We start from the raw sequence: 23131 nt of genomic DNA on the forward strand, positions 1-23131 counted from the left end.
ACGAGCGCCGGCGACCGCGCCATTCCTCCTGCGGCTGCAGAAATGCAGACCGCGCTCGGGACATAGCGGCGCCGACCTTCTGACGCATAAATGCAGCCGTTGAGCCAATCGGACTGCGAAGAGAACCGTGGACTCGGCAGCGACTGACACTATGGACAGCAGCTTGGCATAGGATCGAAACTGGCGGAACAGTTTGTTTGTTTGGCCCAGCGAGCTCAAGCCTTAGAGAACGGAGGAATGGTCCTGCACTTGATCGAACAGAGGAATGGCAGGACGGAAACGCAGAACTCGCACGATCACTCCTCCGATGTCCACACCGGGACGGCACGGCCGATCACGGCCGATGCCGGAAGAACTCCAAAATACCGGCCGTCCAGAGAATCGTCCGACTGCCAGTTCATGAGGAACAGCTCGCCGTCGCCGACCACGCGACAGCCCTGCCATTTCGGCAGCGGCCGGCCGCGTCCGTCGCGATCCCGCGCCTCGCCGACTGTAATCTCATCGACCGAAATCGTGAGCCCGCTTCTGCAAACCGTCTGTCCGGGCAGCGCCAAGACCCGCTTGAGCATGGGGACGCCGACCGGCAGATAGCCGTTCAGGTCGAGAAAGGTCGCAAGCGGCTCCGGCGGTTGAACGGCGACCAGCTCGGTGACATGGAAGCGCATCGCAGGCCGCAAACGATAGAGACCGACTGGCACGCTTGCCGATGCATTCCAAATGTAGAGCGGAAGCGGCTCCAGGACGGTTGTCGCGACAAGCGCGGCAGTGACGCCAAACGTTGCGGTCAGCGTCTTCAAGCGGCCTGTCATCGCATCACCCTCTGACGATGGAGCCAGGGCGGGTGGCGTGCTTTGGTGTAAGGGCGCGGGTTTTCGTTGACCGACAGACGGTTATGAACGTGATGCCAATGATCAGGAGCGACATCGGAGGGATCGATGCCAAGCGCCTCGATGACATCGACCATCTGCAGCACCCGTTCGACCTTCGGCCAGCCTGACAAGCGCAGCAGAATCTCCCCGCCGGGTGTCACATAAGGGACGGTCGAGCAGCGCTGTCCCGGAGCGACTGCGCGCAAGATGTCGATCCGCGAAATGATCGTGCCAAAGTCGTTGGAGGTCCATCGGACGAAGGCAAAGATGCTGCCGGGTGCAAATGACAGAACACGCCGGTGACGATCAAGCTTCCGTTCCTTGACGATGCGACCGAACCTAATGCGGTTTTCGATACGCTTCTCGAGCCACAGCACTTCCACTTCAGTGAGATCGCTCATGCCACCGTTCCCTGAAACTGGAACGGAGAGCCGTGAGCTTTGGGGGCGGTGAAGGACTGGCACGGCTTCTGCCGGCGAGCAGGACTGACGGCCCCCCGCTGCCAATCGCCTCCAATGCGGCTGGTGGTCTGGTCCGTTAGAAGAAATCCGAAGGATTTCTGGTTAGCCGGGGTACTGACCGGTGCCCACTCGCCGGCCATGCTGCTGCAAAAATGCTGCACAACGATTCGCGAACGGGACGCGCAGTGCGTTCCGGCGATCAGCGGTGGAGGCGGACGATGGACTTCTATGCAGGGCTCGATGTGTCGCTGGAGGCGACGAACGTTTGCGTGGTGGATGGCGGTGGCAACATCGTCCGGGAGGTGAAACTCGACACCGATCCGGACGCGATCGAGCTGTTCCTGGCGGAATGGGGCATCCACCTCAAGCGCGTCGGGCTGGAAGCGTTCTCGTACAGCGCCTGGCTGTTCACGGCGCTCAGTGAAAAGGGCCTCCCTGTGACCTGCGTCGAGACCCGGCATGCCAAGGCGGCGCTGAACGCGATGCTGAACAAGACCGACAGGAATGACGCCAAGGGCATCGCGCAGATGATGCGGACCGGCTGGTTCCGTGCGGTCCATGTCAAATCGGAGGGCGCGCAAACGCTGCGGGCGCTGCTCGTCGGGCGCAAGGCACTGCTTGGCAAGGTGCTCGACATGGAGAACATGATCCGCGGCCTGTTGCGCCCGTTCGGCCTCAAGGTCGGCGAGATCTCGGTCGGCCGCTTTGAGGCGCGGGTGCGCGAGATCGTGGCCGGGAAGAAGGATTTGGAGGCCATCGTCACGCCGCTCCTGGACGCCCGCGGTGCAATGCGGCTGCAGCTGGCCAAGCTGCAGCGCCTGGCGCTGGCGGCGGCGCGGAGCGACAACGCTGTGCGGCGGATGATGACCGTGCCCGGTGTGGGCGCGCTCGTGGCGCTGACATTCCGCGCAACTGTCGACGATCCGGCGCGATTCAGGAAGTCGACCAATGTCGGCGCCCATTTTGGCTTGACGCCGCGGCGCTACCAATCCGGACAGACCGATCGCATCGGCAGCATCTCGAAATGCGGCGATGAGCTGACGCGGGCGATGTTGTACGAGGCCGCGATCGCGATCCTGACGCGCATTCCGAAGAACTTTAAGCTGCGGCTGTGGGGCCTGCTGCTGGCCAGGAAGAAGGGTCTGAAGCGCGCGGCAACGGCCGTGGCGCGCGCCCTCGCCGTGCTGCTGCACAAGATCTGGATTGATGGCACGACCTTCCGCTTTGGCGCCGGCGGCAAGCGCGGCCGGGTCGCTGCGGCGGTGTAAGGGCCTCCGCGACCCGGCCGCTTCCACGCGCGCCTTTTCCTTCCGGCACGGCGGAGCGGCGTCTCCCGAGGAGACGGGGTTTTGGGTGTCCTCCGAATTTGGAATGAGACCGCGGCGGCGTAGGCGTGCCGTTAGGGGATCGACGGGTGTTGGCGCGAAATTCAGCCGCTCGGTGCCGTTCGGGTCGCGTGTGAGCACGAGCTCATAGCCGGGCAGTGTCTGGCGCTGAACGATCTGCCGTACGTCGTAAGCAAAATGCTTGAGCGGCGAGAGGATGCCGGACTTGGCATGGAGGTGCACAAGATCAAAGCTCCAGCCGCCGTCCTGGTGGCCACCATGCTTGCGGACGAGCCGGTAGAGCCACCGCTCAAGTCCGCCCGTCAGCTCGAAATAGACGCGGTCGATCGTAAGCACGAGCGCGTCATCGATGACGCCGCCGTAGAACCAATCTGGCAAGATTAGCTCGAGCCCAAATGGGCGGCCATTTGCATCGGCCGTCTCCTTCCACTCGTTGATCCAGGAGAAGCGATGCCGTCTCCGCTCTGCCGGCTGACGGATCGAAGTCAGCACGGTCGTTGATTGCAACCGGTCAAGGCCGGCCTTCAGCCGGTCATAGTCCCTCGCGCTCGTGCCGCGGCCGACAAACGTCAGAATCTCGTAAGGCGTTGCAGCCATCAGGCGCGACGTCTTCAAGCCGGCGTCCCGTGCTTCAACGATCTGGGACGCCGCCCAGATCAGAACGTCTGCATCCCAGATGGTTGCCATGCCGTGTTCCGGCACGGCTTCGACACGAATCGCGATTGCGCCCGCGCGGAAATCGATTGGCAAAATCCGCTTTGTCTTCGCAAGCGAGAAGAACGGATAGGCCATCAGATCCTGCGCGTCACGGGGCGCAAGATCGCCGGGGAGCGCCCGAAAGAGCTCAAGCTGGTCACGCTCGGAATGGTGTTTGCGCCGCATGGTCACTGCTCTCGCCCGCGATCAGCGACGTTCCTGGCCCGCATATGGGCGCAGTACCGGATGCTTCTTTGCCGGCAGCACGGTCCCCTTCCCGGGGTCAGACGTCGACGTTTTGGCGCCGAGGTCAGCCCAGGCTTTCAGGTCGTCTACGGCGTAGACGACACGTCCGCCGATCTTCCGATACGTCGGCCCGGTGCCGTACGTGCGGTGCTTCTCCAGCGTGCGACCGGAGAGGCCAAGGTAACGCGCAGCCTCCGGTGTTCGCAGGAATCGCGGAGGTAGACCGGCCGTCGAATCGGGCATTCGAGAACTCCAGGATGACAGCGCACCGCGGATGGCGGCGCCGGCGTGTGTGGGGTCATCATGGAGAAGCGCGATCTCGGAGGGGGATGCCGAATATTGGGGGGGCCATTTTCGGCCACCCATGAAGGGCGCTACTCGACCCTGCGCCTGGGCCGAAGCAGCTTGCGATAGCCTCCGCGCACAAATGCGAGGCCGCTTTGTACAAGGCGACGGGTTCGGCTGCGCAGATCGTGTGTTTTCCAGCCACGATCCGATATGCGCGGCTTGCCAAACAGAGCTTCTGCGATGCTGCGATAAGTCGCGCCAGCGAGATACGCGGCGGCCGCGCGAAGGGCTGCGCACAGTCGTTCGCGCCGCTGTTTGGGCACGCGATGAAACGGAGGCCCTGGCGCGCGTCCATTCATCGCGCGCCACAGCCGCGTGGCGGCATGCGCGCGCGCCTCGAAATCGCCGTCAAATGGCAACTCGGCCGCATAGCGAGCGCCTGCGGTCAGCGGCTGTTTCGACCAGATGCGATGCTTCACCGAACCGATTTGCAGCACGGCATGCCAGCCGTCACCGGCACGGCGCACCTGACCAGATGCAAGATCAAGCGGCGGCTGAGGCGTTGGGCTTTGACCAGGCGTTGAATCGGTTACAACGACCGGGACGACGGTCGGGAGAACCTCGGGCGCCCAAAAGATTGTCTGCTCGTGGAACGACCTCTGCGGGTCATGCGCGAAAGCAGAGGCCCCACCTCCTCCTGAATTCCTCGCTCACCTCGCCGTCTGAGCTGCTAGCGACGATCGCATCGTAGTCACGTTGGTAGTCCACGTTCATACGAAGGCCTACCCAGGCGATTTCAGTGATCTCAGCGTTCTCTAGACTCTTAAACGAATCCGGCGATCGCCAGTCGAATTCAGGCATTGCTTCCGCCCCATTGCACTTAACGAACAAGGATTGCGGCGCAATAATTATGAACGAGGCGGTTGTAGGAAGCCCCTAGTTTGGCACCACGTGGTGCATGAGAATGACCACCGGTGAGCGGAAGAAAAACGTTCCGGCTGCGAGGCTCTAGTCGGCGATTTTCTTCTATTTTGAGCGGGTGCCACGTAAGAGGCGCCCCTGCTCGGTCACCCATTTGGCGCGTGCAAGATGACTCTGATATGCGGTCCGCGCACGGTCCAGCTCTCGCTCCGGATCGATGTGCAAGACCACTCGAGCCACTTCGCGCCAGTCCGCCTCCTCACCCTCTGCCTGCAGAAGGCGAATGTACGTGACGACATGTTGTTCGTCATAGGCCGTCAGCACCGGCTCATTTGGAGCAATATCTGCGACGTCCGGATCTAATGATGGCCCACTCATGTATATCTACGGCATTCGATTGAAACCCAAGACCAAACTATCGGAATAGATCGGTTATAGCCAGTGGTTTGATGGCCTACAGAATGGCTGCTTTTGCGCATGAAAGCTCGTGCGCTCGTGGCCTGGAATGTTCGCCGAATACGCGTCGATCGCGGTATTCCGCAAGAGCAATTGGTGTATGATGCCGGGATCGATCGCTCATATATGAGCGGCCTCGAGCGACAAACCGAGAATCCAACCATTGATCTGCTCGAACGATTAGCCGAAACGCTAGATGTTCAGTTATCAGAATTCTTTCTTCAGCCTCCTAAAGGAGCCGCGACTCCTAAGCCATTAGCCAAGGGCCGAAAACGGATTCGTCCCAGTCGCAAGAGCAAGTAGACGCTGCTTACGCCGAAGCGGCTCTGATTCGAGTCAGAGCACGATCAAGAAGGCGAACGGCGCCGACGCCGGGATATGCGGCTAGAGATCAAACGTAAGCCTCGGTAGCAGCCTACTTGGTATGGAGCCCGACGGAGCCCCTCCAGCGGTACGTGCTCCCAATCTACTATAGAACGGCGCCGCATCGGGATCGGCCTCGATAACCATTCGGCTTGCGCCCTTTCTCCTTGAGACCTCGGCTGCCCAGGCAAAGAGCACCCTCCCTGTGCCCTTTCGGAGTGCGTGCGGCTCGATGAAGAGCTTCAACAATTCAGCTTCTCCCGAACTGACTTTGACCTGCACGACCCCGAGAATTCCTCCGTTCTGTTCGGCAACAGCGACATGGGTCTCTTCAAGGTCGTGCTGACCGAAAGATAGCTCTCCCCGGCATGCCTCCAGGAACGTTTGATCATAGCCCCACACAGCCTTAGACCTGAAGCAAAGATCGGAGAGGCCTGACAGCTCATCGATACGTGGTCTTCGGACGATCAACGCAAAGAAGCTCCTTCTTCGTGCTGGGAAGCGCCAGCATATCAGAATTCGGGGGCGTTAGGTCAAAGCGAGCCGTTCGATCTTGGCTCGATGGAAGCGTTGCCTAAGTGGCGCCTCCGCGAGCCGGGCCGAAGGCCTGGCGAGCGCCGGACGCGGATAGGCGTCGCCGCCGCCGATCCGGCTTGCCGGATCGGCGGCGGCGCACGGGCATCAAGCGAAGCCGCGCAATGTTCCCGATTGCGCGGCTCACAGTGTCAGATTGCACGCTCCATCAAGCGCTTGGCTTTGCCTTCTAGTTCAAGGCGCGTGTCCTGATGAGCCTTGCCGCGAGCAAATGCGGTGATGCCCTGCACGAAATCAAAGATGCTTTCCGGCTTGCGATTTTCCTCACCTAGAACCGTCTCGATGATCTTCGCCGTCTCCGACTTAGAAAACCCTCCCTTGCGGAGAAAGCTATCCCGGTCCTCGTCTGTACGGGCAACAATTCGTTCCCGTGCCGCCTTGATCACGGCAACGAACGGCGCGGGCGAGGAATTTGCGAAACTCGTCAATGCAGGGGCCGCTTCATGCGCAAAACGTTGCGCTGCAAATTTGGAATGCCGGATCGTGATCTCCTCGAAATTCTCGACACCCCACAGATTCCGATTCATGCAGACAGCGCGGAGGTAGAAGCTCGCAATGCCAAGCGTCTTGCTGCCGACTTCGCTGTTCCAGCAGTAAAATCCACGGAAATACAGATCCGGCGATCCATCCGGCAAGCGGCCCGCCTCGATCGGGTTGGTATCGTCGACTAGAAACAGAAACACGTCGCGGTCGCTGGCGTAAAGCGTCGTCGTGTCCTTGGTCACGTCCACAAAGGGATTGTGGGTCATCGTTGACCAATCCAGGACGCCCGGCACTTTCCAGCGAGTGTCGCCGGTGCCGTTGCCTGCGATCTTCATCACGGCGGCGACAAGTTCATGGTCCCAGATGCGACCATAGTCCGGGCCGGTGACCGCCCGAAGCTCGACCCGCCCGTTATCGCCCTCAAGGGTTTTCACGAGCTCAGCGCGGTGCGAGAGCAGGCCATGTTGCAGGTTGATGCCTGACAGAGCCGCAGGAAGTTGCCGCAGATAGGAGGTCGGCGCGCCGACCAGCGTGCACAACTGACCAAAGCTCCAATGGGTGGGCGCCGCTGGCTCGTCACGTCCGGGTACCGCTAAGGCCAGTCGCTCGGAATTGTTACTGTTGGCCTCCACTCGGATCGCCCGGCTTTCCACCGTCCGCGCCTGCGCGCGCTCGGCGCGGCCGCGTACGGCGTCATAAAGGTTCGGCAGGTTCAAATAACGTTCGTCATCCGGTCGCGAAAACCATTCCGACGATACGCGGCCAACACGCTGGCCGCGCGATACGTCCACGCGAAAGCCGCCGGAAACAGGCTGCTCGTTCTGGGTCAGGGCTATCATCGTCATCGCTCGTTCTCCCTTTGGGGCTGGGTTAAAGCGCAGCGCTGCGCTGCAACCCTGCCCGTCGGCGAGACCGGGGTAGCAAGGGCAAGGGCGGCCGGAGCGGAGGGGGATCACCCGCCTGATAAGGGCGCGCGGAAGCGCGCGTCTGCACGCGCCTGACGACGACGTCGTCGTGAAGATCCTTGCGCGGAAGATCGGGGATACCGCTCCCGCCGGCACGGCGAGCCGTGCTTCACCCTTGCCCGCGCGAGGGCGGAGCCCTTAGGGCCCTCTTGCAAAATGCAGCGTTCCGTCGTCTACTCCCCAAGGTTGAGCCGCTGTGGCGCTATTAGCAACCGTGACCGTAATTTGGCAGCTAAAGGCAATTTACCAACACTCCAGCTCCGTTTTGTCAAAATGCGGTCCCGCAAATAATTGAAATGATATTGCGGGCGCCGATGACGCATTGTCGATGCCGCGTCATGCCTAAGGGGATTCAATGAACAAGCAAGCAGTTGCGGTTGGCTTGATGCTCATCGTAGTGGCGCTTTCCAGCGTCTGTGCGAGTCGGGCCGAGGAAGTCGAGCACGACCGGTGTTCCTGCAAGTTCACAATGAAGGGAGCTGAGTCGACGCTCAAAGGCGGCACCTGCGTGCGAACCGAGACGTCAACATGCCTGATGGAATGGGGTGGGGCCTCGAGTTCACCAGTCCCACACGGAAATGGGCTGAGCCAGACCGAGGCGGCGACCAAAGCGCAAGCAGAGCTCACGCGCGCCAATGACATCAAACTTGACATCCCGCACCTTGTCCCGGTGCCGGATGATAATGCGCCACCACTACAGTTTGCTTTTGCGATCTTGTCGCAAGTGCCGCCGGACGCATACCGTCAGCCTGGCGTGGCCGAGAGTTTCCTGCTGGCCGCCGGCGCAGCCCTGATTCGATTTGAAAAAGGTCCGCTGAATTTTCTGGCGAGCAGCTTGCTTCGATCCCGTCGCGACGAATTCATTACCGCTTTGCAGAAGGACGGCGAACTCAAGGTCGAGCAATTCGTGGTTCGGGCCCGTACGGGATGCCTCCAGATCGAAGATCCAGCTCAAGGCGCTCGCGTCTTCGTGAAGACGCCGTTCGCTATCTCAGAACGGTGCTGACATGCGTCGATCCGTCCTTGTAAGCCTGTTTATATTGGGATTCAGCACTGGGTTCGCACGCGCCAACGAGCCGCTTCTTCTCAGTGATCCGAAAACTTCGGACTCATCAGACCGGGCGTTGGTGCTGATGCACGGATTGCTTGGCAGTCCAGCGCAATCGTTTGGAAAGTGGCCGCAGATTATTGCGGCCGACCACACACTGCTGCCCGGGCACGGGGTATTGTCGGATTTCGCGGTCTACGCTGTCGATTATGAGGCCGACTTCACCTCGCGCGGAACGCTCGAAGATACCGCGAAAGGTGTCGCGGATGATCTTGCTGCGTCACCGATTTTTAGACGGCATCGGCACGTCTGGTTCGTCGCGCACAGCATGGGCGGCTTGGTACTCAAGCGGACCTTGGCGCTATGGAAGCTTCAGGGCAGAACGGTCCTGCTTGACCGCATTCTCGGTGTAGGCATGCTCGGCGTCCCTTCGGCTGGCGCCCCCCTCGCCGATTTGGCCGCCGGTGGCCGGGCTGGTGAAGTTGCGCAGCTTTTCGGATGGAACGGTGCGTTACTCAACGACCTGACCACCGATTCCGGACAACGCTACCTGGACGCATTGGAGAATGATTGGATCGCCGTGAGGGGAACGCGCGACAATGGCGCGGTACGACGATTCACGCCGATTGTGGCCTGCGGCTACGAAACGAAGCCGGAGTCACGGATTCTGGAAATTGCTTTCGGTGCTCAGTACGGAATCGTTGTTCCGAAGCTGTTTGCCACATCAGCATGCGACGACAAGCGAGGCTTTTCCGTAAGTCACACTCAACTTCCCAAGCCGGACGATTCTCGCGCTTCTGTTCATGGATGGCTGCGAGCTTTAATCACGACCTCGGCGACAGCAGCCCTCCAGGAACAGAGGGACGGGATCACAACTGCTCCTGACGTGCCGTCGTATCTCAGCGGACGCGTTGCATTCAGCAATCAAGACCTGGATCCTGCCAATCTTGACCGCGCGACGGGATTGCCGCGTGAGCCCGAACGCATCGAGTTTGCAGACGATCGCTCCAGAGAACTTGCAGAAAAGCTCATCCTGCGAAGCGGACCATTTACCGGCAGCACTAAAAGCGACCTGTATGAGGCGATCGCAAAGAAAAACACTTGTCTAAATCTGGCGATAAGTTCCAATCGCCTCGTGATCACGCTTGGAATCCGCGGTGAACCTGTCGCATGCCGCGGCGGCCGCGATCTCGTCTGTTCGAACCAAAGCTGCGATTAGCAGACATCGCCCGTTCTCCTACTCCGCTGGTAAGCGCAGAAGAGCGCCCCGCCTCCGGAGGAGGCGGGGCGGATGATCCGGATGGATCAGTCGCCGTTGCGGCGGGACCAGATCAGGGTGAAGCCCTCGTCGCCCTCGACTTTCACCAGCGAGGCGTAGATCGGCGCTGGGAAGCTCGGATCATCGAGCTTGACCGAGAGGTATTCGCGTTCGGTCTCGCGGGCGGTCTTTTTCCAGGCGGCACCGAATTCGGTGGTACCGGCGAAGATGCGAAAGTCGGGCGCCTTGTCGTTGTCCTTCTCGGACGGGGCGAACCTTGCCTTGATGTTGAGCGTCAGTGTCTTGATCGAGCCGACGTAGCCGTTGTCCGAAGCGGTGAAGGTGCCGATGGTAGCCATGGTAATCTCCGTTGGTTGCTCGGGCCGCGCCCATCGCGGCCTCGATGGCGATCCTTGGCCCGGGGAGCGATCGGCCCGCAGCCGTCAGGCCCGCAGCGCAGCGGAGGACGGCGTAAGCCTGCTTTTTTGTTTCCGCGAGGAATGCCGCCCCTTTGCGGCAGGGGAAAAAAGCTGGCGTAGCCGTTGCGGGAAGGCGATCGAGGCTCTTGCCGTCCCTCGGGCTTGATCAGCCCATTCGAGGTTGCGTTGGACGCCGCCCGTAAACGAACTGACGGAGACCACCATGGCTGCCGAACTTCAAGCAGCACAAGGACGTGGCTAGATCGGTCGAACACACGCTGACATCAGCGCATCAAGGGCGATAGAAACGCGCAAGAGAGAACGGTGAGCGACCAATTTCGCATGCTGTCGTGGCGTATCGGAGCGCCGCTGGAAGAACTCCCGCCGAAAGACGATCCGAACACTGCAGTCATTCGTTTGATTGAGGACCCGGCAAGGGCACATCGCCGCTGATGAAGCGGGCCAGACGACGATCCTGTGTTCGCGGTTCGCTACGATCGGCACAGATCGGAGGGTCCCGCATTCCGTCATCCAGGTGCGGGCTTGCGTCGGAGAGTCGTCGCTTTGCATCAATTAAATCGGCCGCGCGCCGAGGCGCGCGGCCGAAATTTTGGTGGTTGGCCGGGGCCGCATGCGCGGCCCCGGCCAAAACTCACTCGGCAGCCTCCGAATAGGCATCATCACGCCCTGCAGTGGGCGCATCGGATTGCTCTTGCGGCTTGGCCGTCCTCAGCACGGCGGGCAGCCAGTCCGTCGCAGCGAGCAACTGCTCGGCTGCTTCCGCCATATCGACCTTCTTCATATCTGCCATCCGCTCGGCAGCCTCGCCGCTCACGCCCTCGCAGACGGCCTCCAGAATGCGCGCCTTGGTGACGCGACCGAGATAGCTGCGCACGGTCGGCCGCCAGTAGCCGGTCATGTCGAGGGAAACCGCTTCCGCCAACCGGTCGGCTGTTGCCAAGGCTCGGGGCCTCCGCTCCCACGGCAGTTTGACCGCGTTGACGGTCAGCGCGACGCAATGGGCGAACAAGGCCATGCGGCTGTCGTGATTAAGCTCGGCCACGAACGCCCACAGGCTCGTGACGTCGCGCGGAATCTGCCTTGCCCAATTGCCGTGGCGGTCCGCCCAAGCCTTGCCGGTGGGCGTGTCCTCGATACCGTCCGCATGCCCTGCCAAATCCGTCTTGATCGGTTGGATACCGACGACATGGGCGTCCCCGACAAAATAGAAGATTTGCGCGGCGAGGGCATGGGTGACCGCAACGATGGCGACTTCCGGCTGTTCGCTCAGGTTGAGCCGCATGCCCAAGGTACGATGCGCGGTGAGGTCACGAACGAGAACGTCAGACAACGGGCGGTCGTCCTCCTCCTCATCGGCGGCACCCTCTCCTTCCTCGCTCTCATCTTGCACTGCCTGATCATCTGTTCCCTCCGGATCGCCTGCCACTGAGGCTTCCCCGGTTTGCTCCGCTTCGGGTTCCGGCTTTTCGTCGGCGGGCCGGATGAAACCGCGTTCGATCCGGACCGCACCATCGTGATTGAGGATCACGAACGCACCGCCGCGCGCGACGTCGTCGGGATCGTAGGCCTGCCGCTTCGCTTCCAGCCGCTCGATCTCGGCCTCAAGTTCGCCGAACCGGGCGTCCACTTCATCGGGCAGTTCATCGGCCGTCTGGTGCTTTGCGGTGAGGCGGTCGAATTCGGTCTGTGCCGCCTCAAGGGCCACCTTGTCTTCCGCCGAAAGCTCGACCGGATGCGGGTAGGTCCGCCGCATACCGTGGGCGTGCGGGAAGCCGAGATGGGCCTCCGTCCATTTCCAGCCCTCGGCGGCCCGAACCGCATCGGCTTCGCGGCCAAGCTTTGCGGTCACCAGCAAATCAAGCAACGCCACGTCTTCCAGATAGCCGCCGCGATCCTCGGTGAAGAGGTCCCGAAGGATCGAGCCGCCTGCTTCGGTGTACGCTTCGATACCGACAAAGCGCGCGCGGCGGTCGGTGGCGGCCACATGGGTTTCGGTGAGCATGCGACGGATGGTGCTGGCATCCCGGTTATAGGATAGCCGCTCATAAACAGCTTCCTGCCGGGCGTGATCATCGGTGATGGCAAAGGCCATCAACTGCTCAAGAGCCAGATCGCCGTCGCGATAGACCTGCATGAGCTTCGGCGAGATTGCACCCAACCGCAGGCGCTGCCGCACTACATGCGGCGTCACGCCGAAGCGGGCGGCGATTTCCTCGGCACCGAAGCCGCGCTCTTCCGCCAGCTTCTTGAACGCCTCGAACTGATCGGCGGGATGCATGTTTTCCCGGGTGACGTTCTCGTCCAAGCTGATTTCGTGCGGATCGTTCGCGGTGTCCACGATGCACCGGATCGGCTCGGTTTTCTTGATCTCCTTCCGCTTCACCCGCAGAAGCTGGGCAAGCCGCCTGCCCTCGCCGATGGTCACGAAATAGAACCCGGTAGCCGCATTCTCATCATCGACCTCTGGCTCAACGACCAGATTTTGCAGAATGCCCTTGGCGGCGATGCTCGCCGCATAACCCTCGATCGCCGCATCGCTGTGCGGCGTCTTGCGCGCATTCTTAGGGGACTTCTTGAGCTTGTTGAGCGGAATGAGAACTTGCGTTCCGTTCTCGGGGAGTTGTTCAACGTGCTTTGCCGACATGATCGATCTCCTTTTGCTTTCATGGGTGCAGGGCGCACTCCGCGCCTGCGCCCCTGCCCGTCGGCGAGACCAGGGGTAGCAAGTGCCAGGGCGACCCGAGCGGAGGGGATCGCCCGCCCGAAGGGGCCGCTCGAAGAGCGGGTCTGCACAAGCGCGTGCCGGGATTTCCGGTGTCGAGGAGCTGAGTAAGCGCGGAAGACCGGGGAGACCGCTCGGGTCGGCGCCGGCATGACCGGCGCTTTACCCTGGCGCGCGCGAGGGGCGGAGCCCCTTAGCGCCAGAGGACGGTTGGCTGGTGCAAGCCATACCCGGCAGTGAAAAAGGCACCCGCAGGAGGGTCAGCATAGCGCCGACGCGTAGCGGCGGGACCCGGGACCGAGTGCAGTCGCGAGACCGGTTAAGAAGGCACCCAAACGAAGGGCAGTGATAGCGACGCCGGAATGAAATGACGGCGGGTCCGAGGGCGAGTGCCTCCGGCGAGCGACACACTATTCTGCGCGAAGGATCGTCACCCGAAGGGCCGAGACGCAGACTCGGTGCGCGGCGCGCATAGAGCCCGCCCCCGGAGGGACGCGCCAATCTGGCAGCTTAATGAATAGACAGGACGGCCGTGGCATGCCGTGTGAGACAAATAGCCCGTGAAACTACACGCGCGTTACGGCTTTGCCGTGGCCGGCCAGATGTACGACGCAACACAAAGTAGCAGCACTTGAATGAACGCGAGGCCGCCCGACGCAATCTTGACGTTGCGCACGAGCGAAAGTGCCTGGAACGCGACGCCTTCGATTGTCGCCGGCCAGGTCAAGAGGAGCACGATCAGAAGATCCTCGCTAAGATCACAAGCAATATAGACGCATGGCAATAGCCAGCACACCCAGATCGGTATGTGCGACAAGAACGATGGTCCTTCCGTGAGGTCGCGCAGAGTTACGCTCGCCATTGCCAGAAACAGGCCGAGACATACGAGATAGACAATATCGAGGGGAATGACGTGTCGCGCATAGCCCCCGCCAGATCCGCGTTCGCATGTACCCACATAGCTAGCGTACTTGTTCCGAGCTTGTCTCCGGTTTTTGCCTCCGGCGGAATTGTGAAGCGCGGGTCTCCATCATTCGTTTCCCGCTCGAGAAACCTCTGCGACACCGCAGTGCCAAATGGCAATGCCCCCTTCGCAATTACGAATGGCAGAGCAATCGCGAGTGTCGCAAACAGGATGATGAGCCGGATCATTGCCGTTGGATCCAGTCGGTCTGCCTCACTTCAATTACGGCCTTGCCGTCATGCGTATCGTAGAAGGTCGAGCCGCGCTTGCCATCGAACGCCCAGATGGCATCGTTCACGTAAAGCATGAGTTCCCCGTCCCTTCGCGGCGTGATGACCGCATCGAGATCGTTTGAGGTTTTGTCTTCGTCGGGCTCGAGCACGGTTTCGTCGTTGCCTGTGGATCCGACGCGGGCAATGACCTTGAATGGCTGGACGAGCAGATGCCGCTTCAAAGGCCAGTACAGGACCGCACGCAGACGATCGGCAAGGCCCATCGACGACGGTTCGGCGCCACGCGTGCTGACAACGAGGTCACCATTCTTCCATGCTGACTTGTCACCCGGCGCCGGCGCCCTGATGGTGATCCTGTATTTACGGCCCTGCTCGACCATGATGCCGGTCGGCTTGCAGACCGATTTGATATCGAGGACATTGTCCGGATGTCTCTGGGCCCGGTCGGTCTCATTTGGCCGCACCTCACACGTGGATGGACAGATCGCGAAGCCAGTCCCTCCTGGCAGCCGTGCGGCCGCACCCGCCGATGCGGGATGGCACACCGGAACCCAAAATGCGCAATTTCCGTGCGCGGGATCGCATCCAGGCGTCGCACGCCGCTCGCATGTCGCAGCCGCCCCACTGTCCCCGCAGGAGACTGCCCGGCCGTAAGTGCACATGGGCGTCGCGTTGGCGGGCCCGCCGCACGTCGCCACCGAGGAGGCAAGGCACGCCGAAAGTCCCTCGGCAACTCCACTCTCCTGGCAGACGGCGCCGTAGGAATCCCTCACGCTAAAAACGAGATGATTGGCCAAAAAGAATGCGAGCGTCAGAAAGCTCATGGCGAAAAAGGCCGGCAAAACATAAAGCTTGATGCCCCGGATGGTGCGACGATAGAGCCACGCCGAGCGAAGATGAAAGACGAGCCAAGGCGGCGTGAAGAGAGCGATGAGCATGAAAATCAGAATACCTCTGACCCAGCCATTGATGAGGCTGTCCATGAGCGGTTCGTCCGGCCAGTCGTGCGGCAGCTTGTTGTGAAAGATGGCGTAAAGGGCCACCGCCGCGCAGACAAGCCGAAGGCAAATCTCGCCCTTCGACATGTTACTGCTACCGAAGCGGCGCCATATGCGCTCCATCCGTTCCTCAATCCGGGTACCTAGTTTCACGCCAAGCCAGATCAGGAGCACGACGAGAAAGCCAAGCAATAGAAAATGGCTCGGATCGCGCGCATAGGCTTCAACCCAAAGCGATAATGCGCTCGGCAGAACGGCGTTCAGCGCTCGGATACCGGCAGAGACAAGCGTAAGTCGGGTGGCGAATTCCCCGGAGCTGTCGGTGGTCACAACCAGCGGATAAAGAGCGACATAGACCGACGCAAACACCGTAATGAAGTAGATCAGCCGCCGTCGCCAGACCTGGTTCCAGATAAACTTTTGAGCATCGCAGCGCTGATCAACGTCGTTCGCGCTCTCGTAGTTTGACTGGGGTGCAATCCCGGCTTCAGTCATGACCTGATACGTGCGCGGAATCCCAATCGGCGCATAGCGATGCGCGCCTATAATCGCGCGCTGAATGGCCGTTTCGTGGATGATTGGCGGATTGTTATTGACGAAATCGTCTCTGCTTAGCGAAAACCTCATCTTGCTGAGATCTTCAATCTTGCGCGGGCCATAGCGATAATATCCGCCCATGCCGTTTCGCGAGTCGTACAGGCGCCCGTCCTTGTCGCGTTTCCATTGGGCATAGACGAGCATGTCGGGATCAGGGTTATCCGGCTGGTTCGGTGTCGTCTTGAAGCTAAGACCGCGCGACTGCGCCTCGGTCATGATCCAGTAGAGGGGAATATGCGCCAGGGAATCGTCAGGATAACCGCCGCCCACGTTGGAATGGACGCCCGCGAACCAAACCTGCGTCAGGACTTCGGGAGGAACAGTCTTCTCATTCCAGAGTACGGGATGAAAGGTCGTGCGCTCGTCATCGAGCGAAAGCGCGTGGCAAGCCTGATCGATGCGGCGGTCGAACGTACGGTCGGGCAGCTCGAGGGGTAATATCCATTGGCTGACGCCCCGCACCATTTCGTCGACCGGCAGTCCGTAAGCGGCGACAGTGTCCCACAGACCGAGAAAGGCGATGCTTCCGACACGCTGGTTCGCCCTTTTGTCGTAGCGCACTCCCATGATGAACAGGAAGAGATTACGCAACAAACGGAAGATGGTCTCAATGCGGTGGACAGTATGAAACTTTTCGGCGCGATACGCACGGTAGGCCATGATGGCGTTGCGATAAACTTCAGCGTCGGTTGCACCCGTTACCAGTCCCTGGCTAAGCACCAGACCGATCACGACACGGATGGTGAAGGCGCCGCGGCTGAAGCCAAAGCCGTAAATCTGGTCGCCCGGCTTGTAGTTCAGGCAAAGAAATTTGTAGATGTCGAGGACGTTGCGCTTGAGACCCCAGCCGAAGGCACCTCCCAGAATCGCGAGCGGCTTAAACGATGATGTACCTACACCATCATCGTAGAACGCAATCTGATCGCTGCCTCTGAGATCAAGACTTTCGAACACGCGCCAGACATTCGATTTCCATACCTGGCTAGCAGAATTGCCCGTTCCATCCGATAGCAGGATGATGCGCTTCCCATCGGGCATGCCGGCTCCTTGGAAAAAATCTCCCTCCCAGGGAGCGAAATTGGCTCATAACAATGGAAAGCAATTTTTAGTTGTACTGTGTGCAACGACTTTCAGAAGGTCAATCGCGGCTGCCAGGTTATCAACATGTTCAAGGGATGGATCTCGGACGACCACATACCAGTAGCCGAAGCGCGGACTGTCTAACCTTGCATTGCGTTGAGAGCGTCGCTTCGTGTCTTTCGCTAGCTATGGCGAAAACCGGCATGTGAAAATGGCTGGCCACGAGACCACGCCGGGCGGCCTCATGCGCACTGTTAACAAGTTGCTGCGCGCTATTCACGAGCGCAAGACGCGTCACCTCGAGTTCTGACAGCCGCTCTTTTTCCGTGAGAGTCCCCTCGGAGGGGATGTTGCCGCTCGAATTGGCTCTTTCGTCTGTGACCGGCCAGGCATTCGAAGCGCGCTGCCAAAACTAGTGTCACTCGCGCAGCATCCTTGAATCATTGAAAATATAAGCCCGGTCCGGCACTTGCCGGACGCGCACTAACGGGAATGAAGCGCTAAATTTAGCTGAGGCTTTGGATTTCCTCGCGGGTTCGCGGGCGGTCGTACTCCAAACCTTGAGTTCCCGCCATTGCGAATCCCAGCCATGTGCTAGCAGCCGGAACGAATGACGGACAAAGCGATTCGCCGTATCAGGAGCTATTTCAATGCTGATGACAAGCGAACGAAGGCCGGCGATACGGACGATGCGCGGATGGGCGATTGCCGTGCTTCAGGATGCTGGCGCCATCCGCGAGTGCGAGGAGCACGGTTGGATGCAGGACCGCGCCGATCCACACGCGCGGGAGCGGGCCTTCGATATCGCCCGTGGAGTCCCGCCAGCAGGCGTCTCCCTCGATGCAGCGGCGGCCGAAGTTCACGACGTGCTGAACTCGATTGGTGATACCTGCCCAGAATGCCCTCCTGATTAGAAGGACCGGCGTCGAGCATGACGGAATCTAACCCGGCGCGCGCCGCAGCGTAGCTTCCAATCGCGCCTTCTCCTTATCCCAGCGGGCTTGTTCGGCTTGCGATCTCTTCTCGAGAGCCTCGACCTCGGCCTGGATGGCGGCGGCCCGCCTCGCGTGCTCTTGCTTAGCCCTGTCCAGCGCAGCCTGCGCCTTGCCGACCGCCTGCTGACGGCGTTCACGGTCCTTCTGCCTGGCAGTCTCTTCCTTCGCCTGTTCAAGCTGGCGCCGCTTCTGCTCCTTTTGGAAGGCGAGAGCGGCCTTTCGTTCCGCAGCCTTGTCGACAGGGCGAGAGGAAGGTTTCTTCGCCTTTGGGCCTTTCGACTTGCGGGCGGCTTTCGAAGGTCCGCCGCCAAGATCGGTGGGCAGCTCGGCATGTTCGCTGAATGGTCGATCGGTGCCGACCGGGCGCCTGAGAACGACGCCGGGCTTTGCCATCGCCGCCGCGATAACGTCCGGATCGTCGCTTTCCTTCGCCGCGCCCTGATGGAAGAGATTGCTGTCGGCGCCCCACGCTTCCAGAGCCGCTTTCATCGACGGAGCAGCAATCGCCAGATCGAAGAAGCCCAGCGAGGTCAGGTAGGTCTTCAGTTTTCTCGCCATGAGACGCTTCCCCGCACCGCCCACCGACCGCTGCTATGCGATCAGCCGTGCTGTCTACCGCGCGAGCAGAGAACTTCCAAAGCGGGCGCACATAGCGGCCGGCCCGGGAAATCTCTCGATGCATCCGGCGTGTTGGAGCGAGCTTTCCGTGAACCCACCGCAAAGACACCTTAAGCCGACTTCCGCTGCGGTTTGGCCGCCGGCTTCCTTGCCACGGCCTCCTTGGCCGGTTTCTTGCCGGCAATCGGCATCAGCATTTCCTTCTGCCCGACCGTCGCCTTGCGCGCCTTCTTGGCTGGCTTCTTCGGCGCCTCTGTCGCTGCCGCCTTTTCGCCGCCAATGCTTTTGCGCAGCGCGTCCATCAAATCAACGACATTCTCGCCACGCGGTCGCGCTTTCGTGGTGATGGGTTTGCCGGCGCGCTTCTGGTTGATGAGATCGATGAGGGCAGTTTCGTACTGGTCTTCGAACTTGTCCGGCTCGAAGTGGCCCGCCTTCTGGTTGACGATGTGCTTAGCGAGATCAAGCATGTCCTTGGTGACTTTGACATCCTGAATATCGTCGAAATACTCGTCTGCAGAACGCACCTCGTAAGGATAGCGCAGCAGCGTTCCCATCAGGCCTTTGTCCATGGGCTCGAGGCAATGATGTGCTCGCGGTTGGTCAGCACCACCCGTCCGATGGCGACCTTATTCATCTCACGGATCGTTCCGCGGACGACGGCGAAGGCGTCGTGGCCAACTTTCCCGTCGGGCACCAGGTAGTAGGGACGGATCAGGTACCTCGGGTCGATCTCGCTGCGGTCGACGAACTCGTCGATCTCGATGGTTCGCGTCGATTCCAACGAGACGTTTTCGAGCTCCTCCTTCGTCACCTCGATGAAGGTGTCGGTGTCGACCTTGTAGCCCTTGACTATGTCCTCGCTCGCAACCTCCTCGCCGGTGTCGGCGTCCACTTTGGCGTATTTGATGCGGTGGTGGCCGGTCTTCCGGTTGAGCTGGTTGAAGGAGACCTTTTCGGATTCGGAGGTGGCCGGATACAGCGCGACCGGACAGGTGACGAGCGAAAGGCGCAGGAAGCCTTTCCAGTTAGCGCGCGGGGCCATGGTGGGGAACTCCGATACTGATTGCCGGATTCAAGACGATCCGCCCGCCTTGGTTCCGACATCGCGGCCTTCCCAACAGGACGATTTTTTCACGGAGCGGGCTCGATCGGACTCGACATTTGTTCTCTTTGTGTTCTTATTCAGAATGACCAATCGACCCGCGAGCTGGCGCATGCCGACCCCGAAGCAGGTGGAAAAACTGGCCGCTGAAGCCGCCCGGAGGCCGGCTTCCCCCGCTGCGGCTCCAGATGCGCCGCTCCCGGCCGAATACTGGGAATCGGTCCTCAAAGACGCTCGCGCCGGCGCGACCGGGGCCCAGATGCGGCAGCGACGTCTATCGGACATTCAGCGCCACGTCCTGCGCATCTCCTGCCGCCGCTGCGAGCGGACCGTGGAAATCCAGACCGCCGATGCAGTCCGATTGTATCGCGGCAATGCAATCTGGAAGGACGTCGCGCAGCGGCTCCTCGACAACACCTGCCAGCAGCGCACCGGAAGACACGAAGAAGACGGGTGCTGGCCGGCGTTCGAGACGCCATAACCTGCTCTGGATTTGCCGATCCGATCTCTTTGCGTCTGGATGTCCGGATGGCCCCGAAGTATCACCCTACGCCCCTGTCGGGCGGAGACCGAAAGGCTCTGGCGAAAGAGCTCGGCAAGGCGCGGGCAATGGTCAACATCCTGGCTACCCGATCGGCGGAGACGCGAGCGAAGGGGGAAGCGCTCATCCAGCAGGCCGACAAGCTGCTATGCGAGAGTTGGAACGAACGCATGTGGTCAGACGGAGAACCGATTGATCCGTCCCCGACGATCGACCAAGCGGTGAATGGAGGCTTCCCTTGGCTGGAGATTCAGTGTGCGCGCTGCAAGACGCCGAGCGACGTCGACCTCGCGGCGATGAAGCAACCGCCGACCACCTTCGTGCACGACCTCGCCAGCCGGCTGCGCTGCCGCAAATGCGCCAAGGCGGGCCGGCGTCCTTCCGCGACTCTGCTACAATTGGCGTTGCAGCCGCGCCACCCTCGGACCGAAGCCTGACCGATGTGCTGGTGTGGACGGCCTCTCATCCCCACGGTTTGATGGCGCTCTCGGCGTCACAGAAAAGATGAGAGGAAAGTCTAATGAATATTCCCGTTCGTATCGGCATGGATACCTCGAAGTCGGTGTTCCAGCTTCACGGTGTTGATGAAAATGAGGTAGTGGTTGTCCGGCGCCAATTTCGGCGAGCCGAGATGATCCGCTACTTCGAGCGGCTTCCGCCGGTTCTCGTCGCCATAGAGTCTTGCGGCAGCTCGCACCATTGGGGGCGCCTGCTCCAATCTTTCGGGCACGAGGTAAAGCTGATCCCTCCTCAATACGTGAAGGCTTACGTGAAGCGCGGCAAGAACGACGCGGCCGACGCCGAGGCACTGTGCGAGGCGGTTACCCGGCCCAGCATGCGGTTCGTACCGGTGAAGTCGAAGGAACGGCAAGCGGCTTGCATGTTGATGACTGTGCGGGAACGCCTGGTCAGCGTGAAGTCGCAGCTCTCCAATGCTTTCAGGAGCTATGCCGCTGAGTTTGGTATCGTCGGGCCCGCCGGCCAGCAGAACGTCGCGGCACTCATCAAACGTGTGCTCGAAGACGAAAGCCTGCCGGAAATGGCGCGGGATCTCTTCCGCCTTCAGGCTGACGAGTATGCCGCGGTCCAAGCTCGCCTGGCGAAGATCGAGGCCAAGCTGATGAAGTGGCATCGCGAGGATGACATCAGCAGGCGTATTGCGACAATTCCAGGCGTCGGTCCGATTGGGTCGTCGATGCTCAGCATGAAAGCGCCGCCGCCCGAGACGTTCAGATCGGGTCGCGACTTTGCGGCGTGGCTCGGGCTGACACCCAAGGATCATTCAACTGGCGGCCGGCAAAGGCTCGGCGGCATTACAAAGGCCGGAGATTCTATACTGCGATCGACGTTGATCGTCGGTGCAACCGCACTGCTGAGGCATATCCGAAAGGGCCGTCATAAGCCGACACAATGGCTCGCTTCGCTGCTGGGGCGAAAGCCGCCAAAGTTGGTCGCGGTGGCCTTGGCAAACAAGTTTGCCCGCATCGCTTGGCGCCTGATGATATCGGGTGGCGTGTACAAGCAGCCGGTAGCCGCCATGCCGACTTGATCTGAAATCGGCCCGCGAGCGAGGTTGCTCGGCGGATTGCCCACGAACTTGCAGGACGCAGTAGATGGAAGGACCGATCGGTCGATACGCGCGAGCTTCCGAAGATTACACTGGCACTAAGAATGTCGCCCATGTGCTTGGAGCGTGCGTAGCGAACACCATCTCGGCCAGCGGGCTTTGTCCGCGCAAACAGGCCGGACATCTGATAGCAAGCGATCTGGCCAAAAGTCTGCTACAATCCTGACAAGTGGGGGGCCGTCCACATCTGCAATCTCTATTCGATCACGACCAACCAAGCCGCAATCAGCGCGTTGTTCCGCGTCGTGAACCGATACGTGGGCAATCTGGCGCCGATGCCCGGGGTATTTCCCGATTACAAGGCACCGATCGTGCGCAACGGGGCCGAGGGACGCGAACTCGCCACGGCGCGCTGGGGAATGCCGTCGTCGTCAAAAGCGCTGATGGACGCCACCAAGAAACGCGCCGAGAAGCTGCAGGCCAAGGGCAAGAGCGTCGATTTCAAGGAGCTGCTACGGATGGAGCCGGACGGCGGCACGACGAACATCCGCAACGTGAAGAGCAAGCATTGGACGCGATGGTTGGGAGCCGAAAACCGCTGCGTGGTGCCGTTCAACTCGTTCAGCGAGTTCAACAAAGCAGATGGCGGTGATATCTGGTTCGCACGCGACGAGACCCGTCCCCTCGCTTGCTTCGCCGGCATCTGGACCAACTGGACGTCCGTTCGGAAGGTCAAGGAAGGTGAGACGACTAACGACCTCTACGCGTTTCTCACGACCGAGCCCAACGCCGAGGTCGGCGCTATCCACCCCAAGGCGATGCCGGTGATCCTGACGAGGCCGGACGAAGTCGAGACCTGGATGACGGCCCCTCTGGACGAGGCCCTGAAACTACAGCGGCCCCTTGCCGACGGAATGCTCCGGATCGGCGCCCGCGGCGTCAAGGAAGACACGGCCGGGCTAGCGACGTGACCATCGAGGACGATGACGACCAGGCAGCTTCCCCGAGCCGCCAGCGTAAGATCATCCACATCGACATGGACGCCTTCTATGCCTTCGTCGAGCAGCGGGACAATCCGGATCTTCGCGGCAAGCCGGTCGCCGTCGGCGGATCCCGGGAGCGCGGCGTCGTGGCGGCAGCCAGCTATGAAGCCAGGAAGTTCGGACTGCGCTCGGAAGCGTCTTGGGCCGCTGAAGCGCGTCTGACGGCCTCTCTGATGTGGCCGGTAAATCGTCCGCCTCGTCTCTGATAGGTTACGCGCTGAAACGATGACGAGC

General features: G+C 60.9%; 24 protein-coding genes and 2 pseudogenes. 11 read left to right on the plus strand and 15 right to left on the minus strand.

What is annotated here, in order from left to right:
• Positions 1–296 precede the first annotated feature (296 nt).
• Positions 297–809 carry a S26 family signal peptidase gene (locus tag IVB07_RS32920; RefSeq protein WP_247406276.1) on the minus strand — a complete coding sequence of 171 codons (513 nt, stop codon included), beginning with the start codon at positions 807–809 and terminating at the stop codon, positions 297–299.
• Positions 806–1270 carry a DUF2840 domain-containing protein gene (locus tag IVB07_RS32925; protein ID WP_247406279.1) on the minus strand — a complete coding sequence of 155 codons (465 nt, stop codon included), beginning with the start codon at positions 1268–1270 and terminating at the stop codon, positions 806–808. The genes IVB07_RS32920 and IVB07_RS32925 overlap by 4 nt, the downstream gene beginning before the upstream one ends.
• 278 nt (positions 1271–1548) lie before the next feature.
• On the opposite strand from IVB07_RS32925, the gene IVB07_RS32930 reads away from it, so the two are divergent.
• Positions 1549–2598 (plus strand): IS110 family transposase, encoded by a 1050-nt coding sequence (locus tag IVB07_RS32930; RefSeq protein ID WP_247406282.1) that lies wholly within the window; start codon positions 1549–1551, stop codon positions 2596–2598.
• A gap of 87 nt (positions 2599–2685) precedes the next feature.
• Here the strand turns inward: IVB07_RS32930 and IVB07_RS32935 are convergent.
• The 5 genes and pseudogenes from IVB07_RS32935 to IVB07_RS32955 form a co-directional block, all read right to left on the minus strand.
• Positions 2686–3558, minus strand: a pseudogene (locus tag IVB07_RS32935) (replication initiator protein A); the annotation flags it as partial.
• Between the two features lie 21 nt (positions 3559–3579).
• Entirely contained in the window at positions 3580–3861 is a 282-nt protein-coding gene (locus IVB07_RS32940) for a helix-turn-helix domain-containing protein (RefSeq protein WP_018454787.1), read from the minus strand.
• 131 nt (positions 3862–3992) lie between these two features.
• The gene (locus tag IVB07_RS32945) at positions 3993–4433 is read right to left on the minus strand and encodes a DUF2285 domain-containing protein (RefSeq protein WP_346283397.1); all 441 of its coding nucleotides are present in this window, start codon (positions 4431–4433) and stop codon (positions 3993–3995) included.
• Between the two features lie 139 nt (positions 4434–4572).
• A complete protein-coding gene (locus IVB07_RS32950) occupies positions 4573–4767 on the minus strand; it encodes a DUF6499 domain-containing protein (RefSeq protein ID WP_247299373.1) in 195 nt (64 codons plus the stop codon).
• Positions 4768–4932: 165 nt separating this feature from the next.
• A complete protein-coding gene (locus IVB07_RS32955) occupies positions 4933–5205 on the minus strand; it encodes a DUF2285 domain-containing protein (RefSeq protein ID WP_247407068.1) in 273 nt (90 codons plus the stop codon).
• 99 nt (positions 5206–5304) lie between these two features.
• Here IVB07_RS32955 and IVB07_RS32960 point away from each other — a divergent pair, with 99 nt between their 5' ends.
• A complete protein-coding gene (locus tag IVB07_RS32960) occupies positions 5305–5586 on the plus strand; it encodes a helix-turn-helix transcriptional regulator (protein WP_247407066.1) in 282 nt (93 codons plus the stop codon).
• Positions 5587–6371: 785 nt separating this feature from the next.
• On the opposite strand, the gene IVB07_RS32965 is transcribed toward IVB07_RS32960, so the two are convergent.
• Positions 6372–7568, minus strand: coding sequence for a DUF932 domain-containing protein (locus IVB07_RS32965; protein ID WP_247407064.1), 1197 nt, complete (start codon positions 7566–7568; stop codon positions 6372–6374).
• A 475-nt stretch (positions 7569–8043) separates the two neighbouring features.
• Here IVB07_RS32965 and IVB07_RS32970 point away from each other — a divergent pair, with 475 nt between their 5' ends.
• Both IVB07_RS32970 and IVB07_RS32975 read left to right on the plus strand, forming a co-directional pair.
• A complete protein-coding gene (locus tag IVB07_RS32970; protein ID WP_247407061.1) occupies positions 8044–8694 on the plus strand; it encodes a hypothetical protein in 651 nt (216 codons plus the stop codon).
• 1 nt (position 8695) lies between these two features.
• On the plus strand, positions 8696–9955 hold the full coding sequence (locus IVB07_RS32975; RefSeq protein ID WP_247767345.1) for an alpha/beta fold hydrolase: 1260 nt from the start codon (positions 8696–8698) through the stop codon (positions 9953–9955).
• 86 nt (positions 9956–10041) lie between these two features.
• On the opposite strand, the gene IVB07_RS32980 is transcribed toward IVB07_RS32975, so the two are convergent.
• Positions 10042–10353, minus strand: a complete 312-nt coding sequence (locus IVB07_RS32980; protein WP_247407056.1) for a DUF736 domain-containing protein — start codon at positions 10351–10353, stop codon at positions 10042–10044.
• A 384-nt stretch (positions 10354–10737) separates the two neighbouring features.
• Between IVB07_RS32980 and IVB07_RS40525 the strand changes: the two genes are divergently transcribed.
• Complete coding sequence (locus tag IVB07_RS40525; RefSeq protein WP_256467744.1) at positions 10738–10866, plus strand: hypothetical protein; 129 nt, start codon at positions 10738–10740, stop codon at positions 10864–10866.
• A gap of 199 nt (positions 10867–11065) precedes the next feature.
• Here IVB07_RS40525 and IVB07_RS32985 read toward each other — a convergent pair whose 3' ends face one another.
• The 4 genes from IVB07_RS32985 to IVB07_RS33000 form a co-directional block, all read right to left on the minus strand.
• A complete protein-coding gene (locus IVB07_RS32985; protein WP_247767353.1) occupies positions 11066–13078 on the minus strand; it encodes a ParB/RepB/Spo0J family partition protein in 2013 nt (670 codons plus the stop codon).
• Between the two features lie 655 nt (positions 13079–13733).
• Complete coding sequence (locus IVB07_RS32990; protein WP_247767361.1) at positions 13734–13892, minus strand: hypothetical protein; 159 nt, start codon at positions 13890–13892, stop codon at positions 13734–13736.
• A 113-nt stretch (positions 13893–14005) separates the two neighbouring features.
• Positions 14006–14308, minus strand: a complete 303-nt coding sequence (locus IVB07_RS32995) for a hypothetical protein (protein ID WP_247767364.1) — start codon at positions 14306–14308, stop codon at positions 14006–14008.
• Positions 14305–16986 (minus strand): DUF2235 domain-containing protein, encoded by a 2682-nt coding sequence (locus tag IVB07_RS33000; protein WP_247767365.1) that lies wholly within the window; start codon positions 16984–16986, stop codon positions 14305–14307. The genes IVB07_RS32995 and IVB07_RS33000 overlap by 4 nt, the downstream gene beginning before the upstream one ends.
• 692 nt (positions 16987–17678) lie before the next feature.
• Here IVB07_RS33000 and IVB07_RS33005 point away from each other — a divergent pair.
• Positions 17679–17942, plus strand: a complete 264-nt coding sequence (locus tag IVB07_RS33005; RefSeq protein WP_247767366.1) for a hypothetical protein — start codon at positions 17679–17681, stop codon at positions 17940–17942.
• A gap of 27 nt (positions 17943–17969) precedes the next feature.
• Here IVB07_RS33005 and IVB07_RS33010 read toward each other — a convergent pair whose 3' ends face one another.
• A complete protein-coding gene (locus tag IVB07_RS33010; RefSeq protein ID WP_247767367.1) occupies positions 17970–18581 on the minus strand; it encodes a cell envelope biogenesis protein TolA in 612 nt (203 codons plus the stop codon).
• A 170-nt stretch (positions 18582–18751) separates the two neighbouring features.
• Positions 18752–19686 (minus strand): annotated as a pseudogene (locus tag IVB07_RS33015) (Ku protein).
• Between the two features lie 172 nt (positions 19687–19858).
• Here IVB07_RS33015 and IVB07_RS33020 point away from each other — a divergent pair.
• The 5 genes from IVB07_RS33020 to IVB07_RS40530 all read left to right on the plus strand — a co-directional run bounded on the left by IVB07_RS33020 (position 19859) and on the right by IVB07_RS40530 (position 23103).
• Positions 19859–20227: a hypothetical protein gene (locus tag IVB07_RS33020; RefSeq protein WP_247767368.1), complete on the plus strand. Its 369-nt coding sequence runs from the start codon at positions 19859–19861 to the stop codon at positions 20225–20227.
• A gap of 47 nt (positions 20228–20274) precedes the next feature.
• Positions 20275–20724: a hypothetical protein gene (locus IVB07_RS33025; protein WP_247767832.1), complete on the plus strand. Its 450-nt coding sequence runs from the start codon at positions 20275–20277 to the stop codon at positions 20722–20724.
• Between the two features lie 83 nt (positions 20725–20807).
• A complete protein-coding gene (locus tag IVB07_RS33030; RefSeq protein ID WP_247766646.1) occupies positions 20808–21836 on the plus strand; it encodes an IS110 family transposase in 1029 nt (342 codons plus the stop codon).
• A gap of 263 nt (positions 21837–22099) precedes the next feature.
• The gene (locus IVB07_RS33035; RefSeq protein WP_247767833.1) at positions 22100–22825 is read left to right on the plus strand and encodes an SOS response-associated peptidase family protein; all 726 of its coding nucleotides are present in this window, start codon (positions 22100–22102) and stop codon (positions 22823–22825) included.
• 65 nt (positions 22826–22890) lie between these two features.
• Entirely contained in the window at positions 22891–23103 is a 213-nt protein-coding gene (locus tag IVB07_RS40530) for a hypothetical protein (RefSeq protein ID WP_256470645.1), read from the plus strand.
• The last annotated feature ends 28 nt before the right edge of the window (positions 23104–23131 follow it).

This window comes from Bradyrhizobium sp. 172, assembly GCF_023101065.1.
Lineage (GTDB): Bacteria > Pseudomonadota > Alphaproteobacteria > Rhizobiales > Xanthobacteraceae > Bradyrhizobium > Bradyrhizobium canariense_D.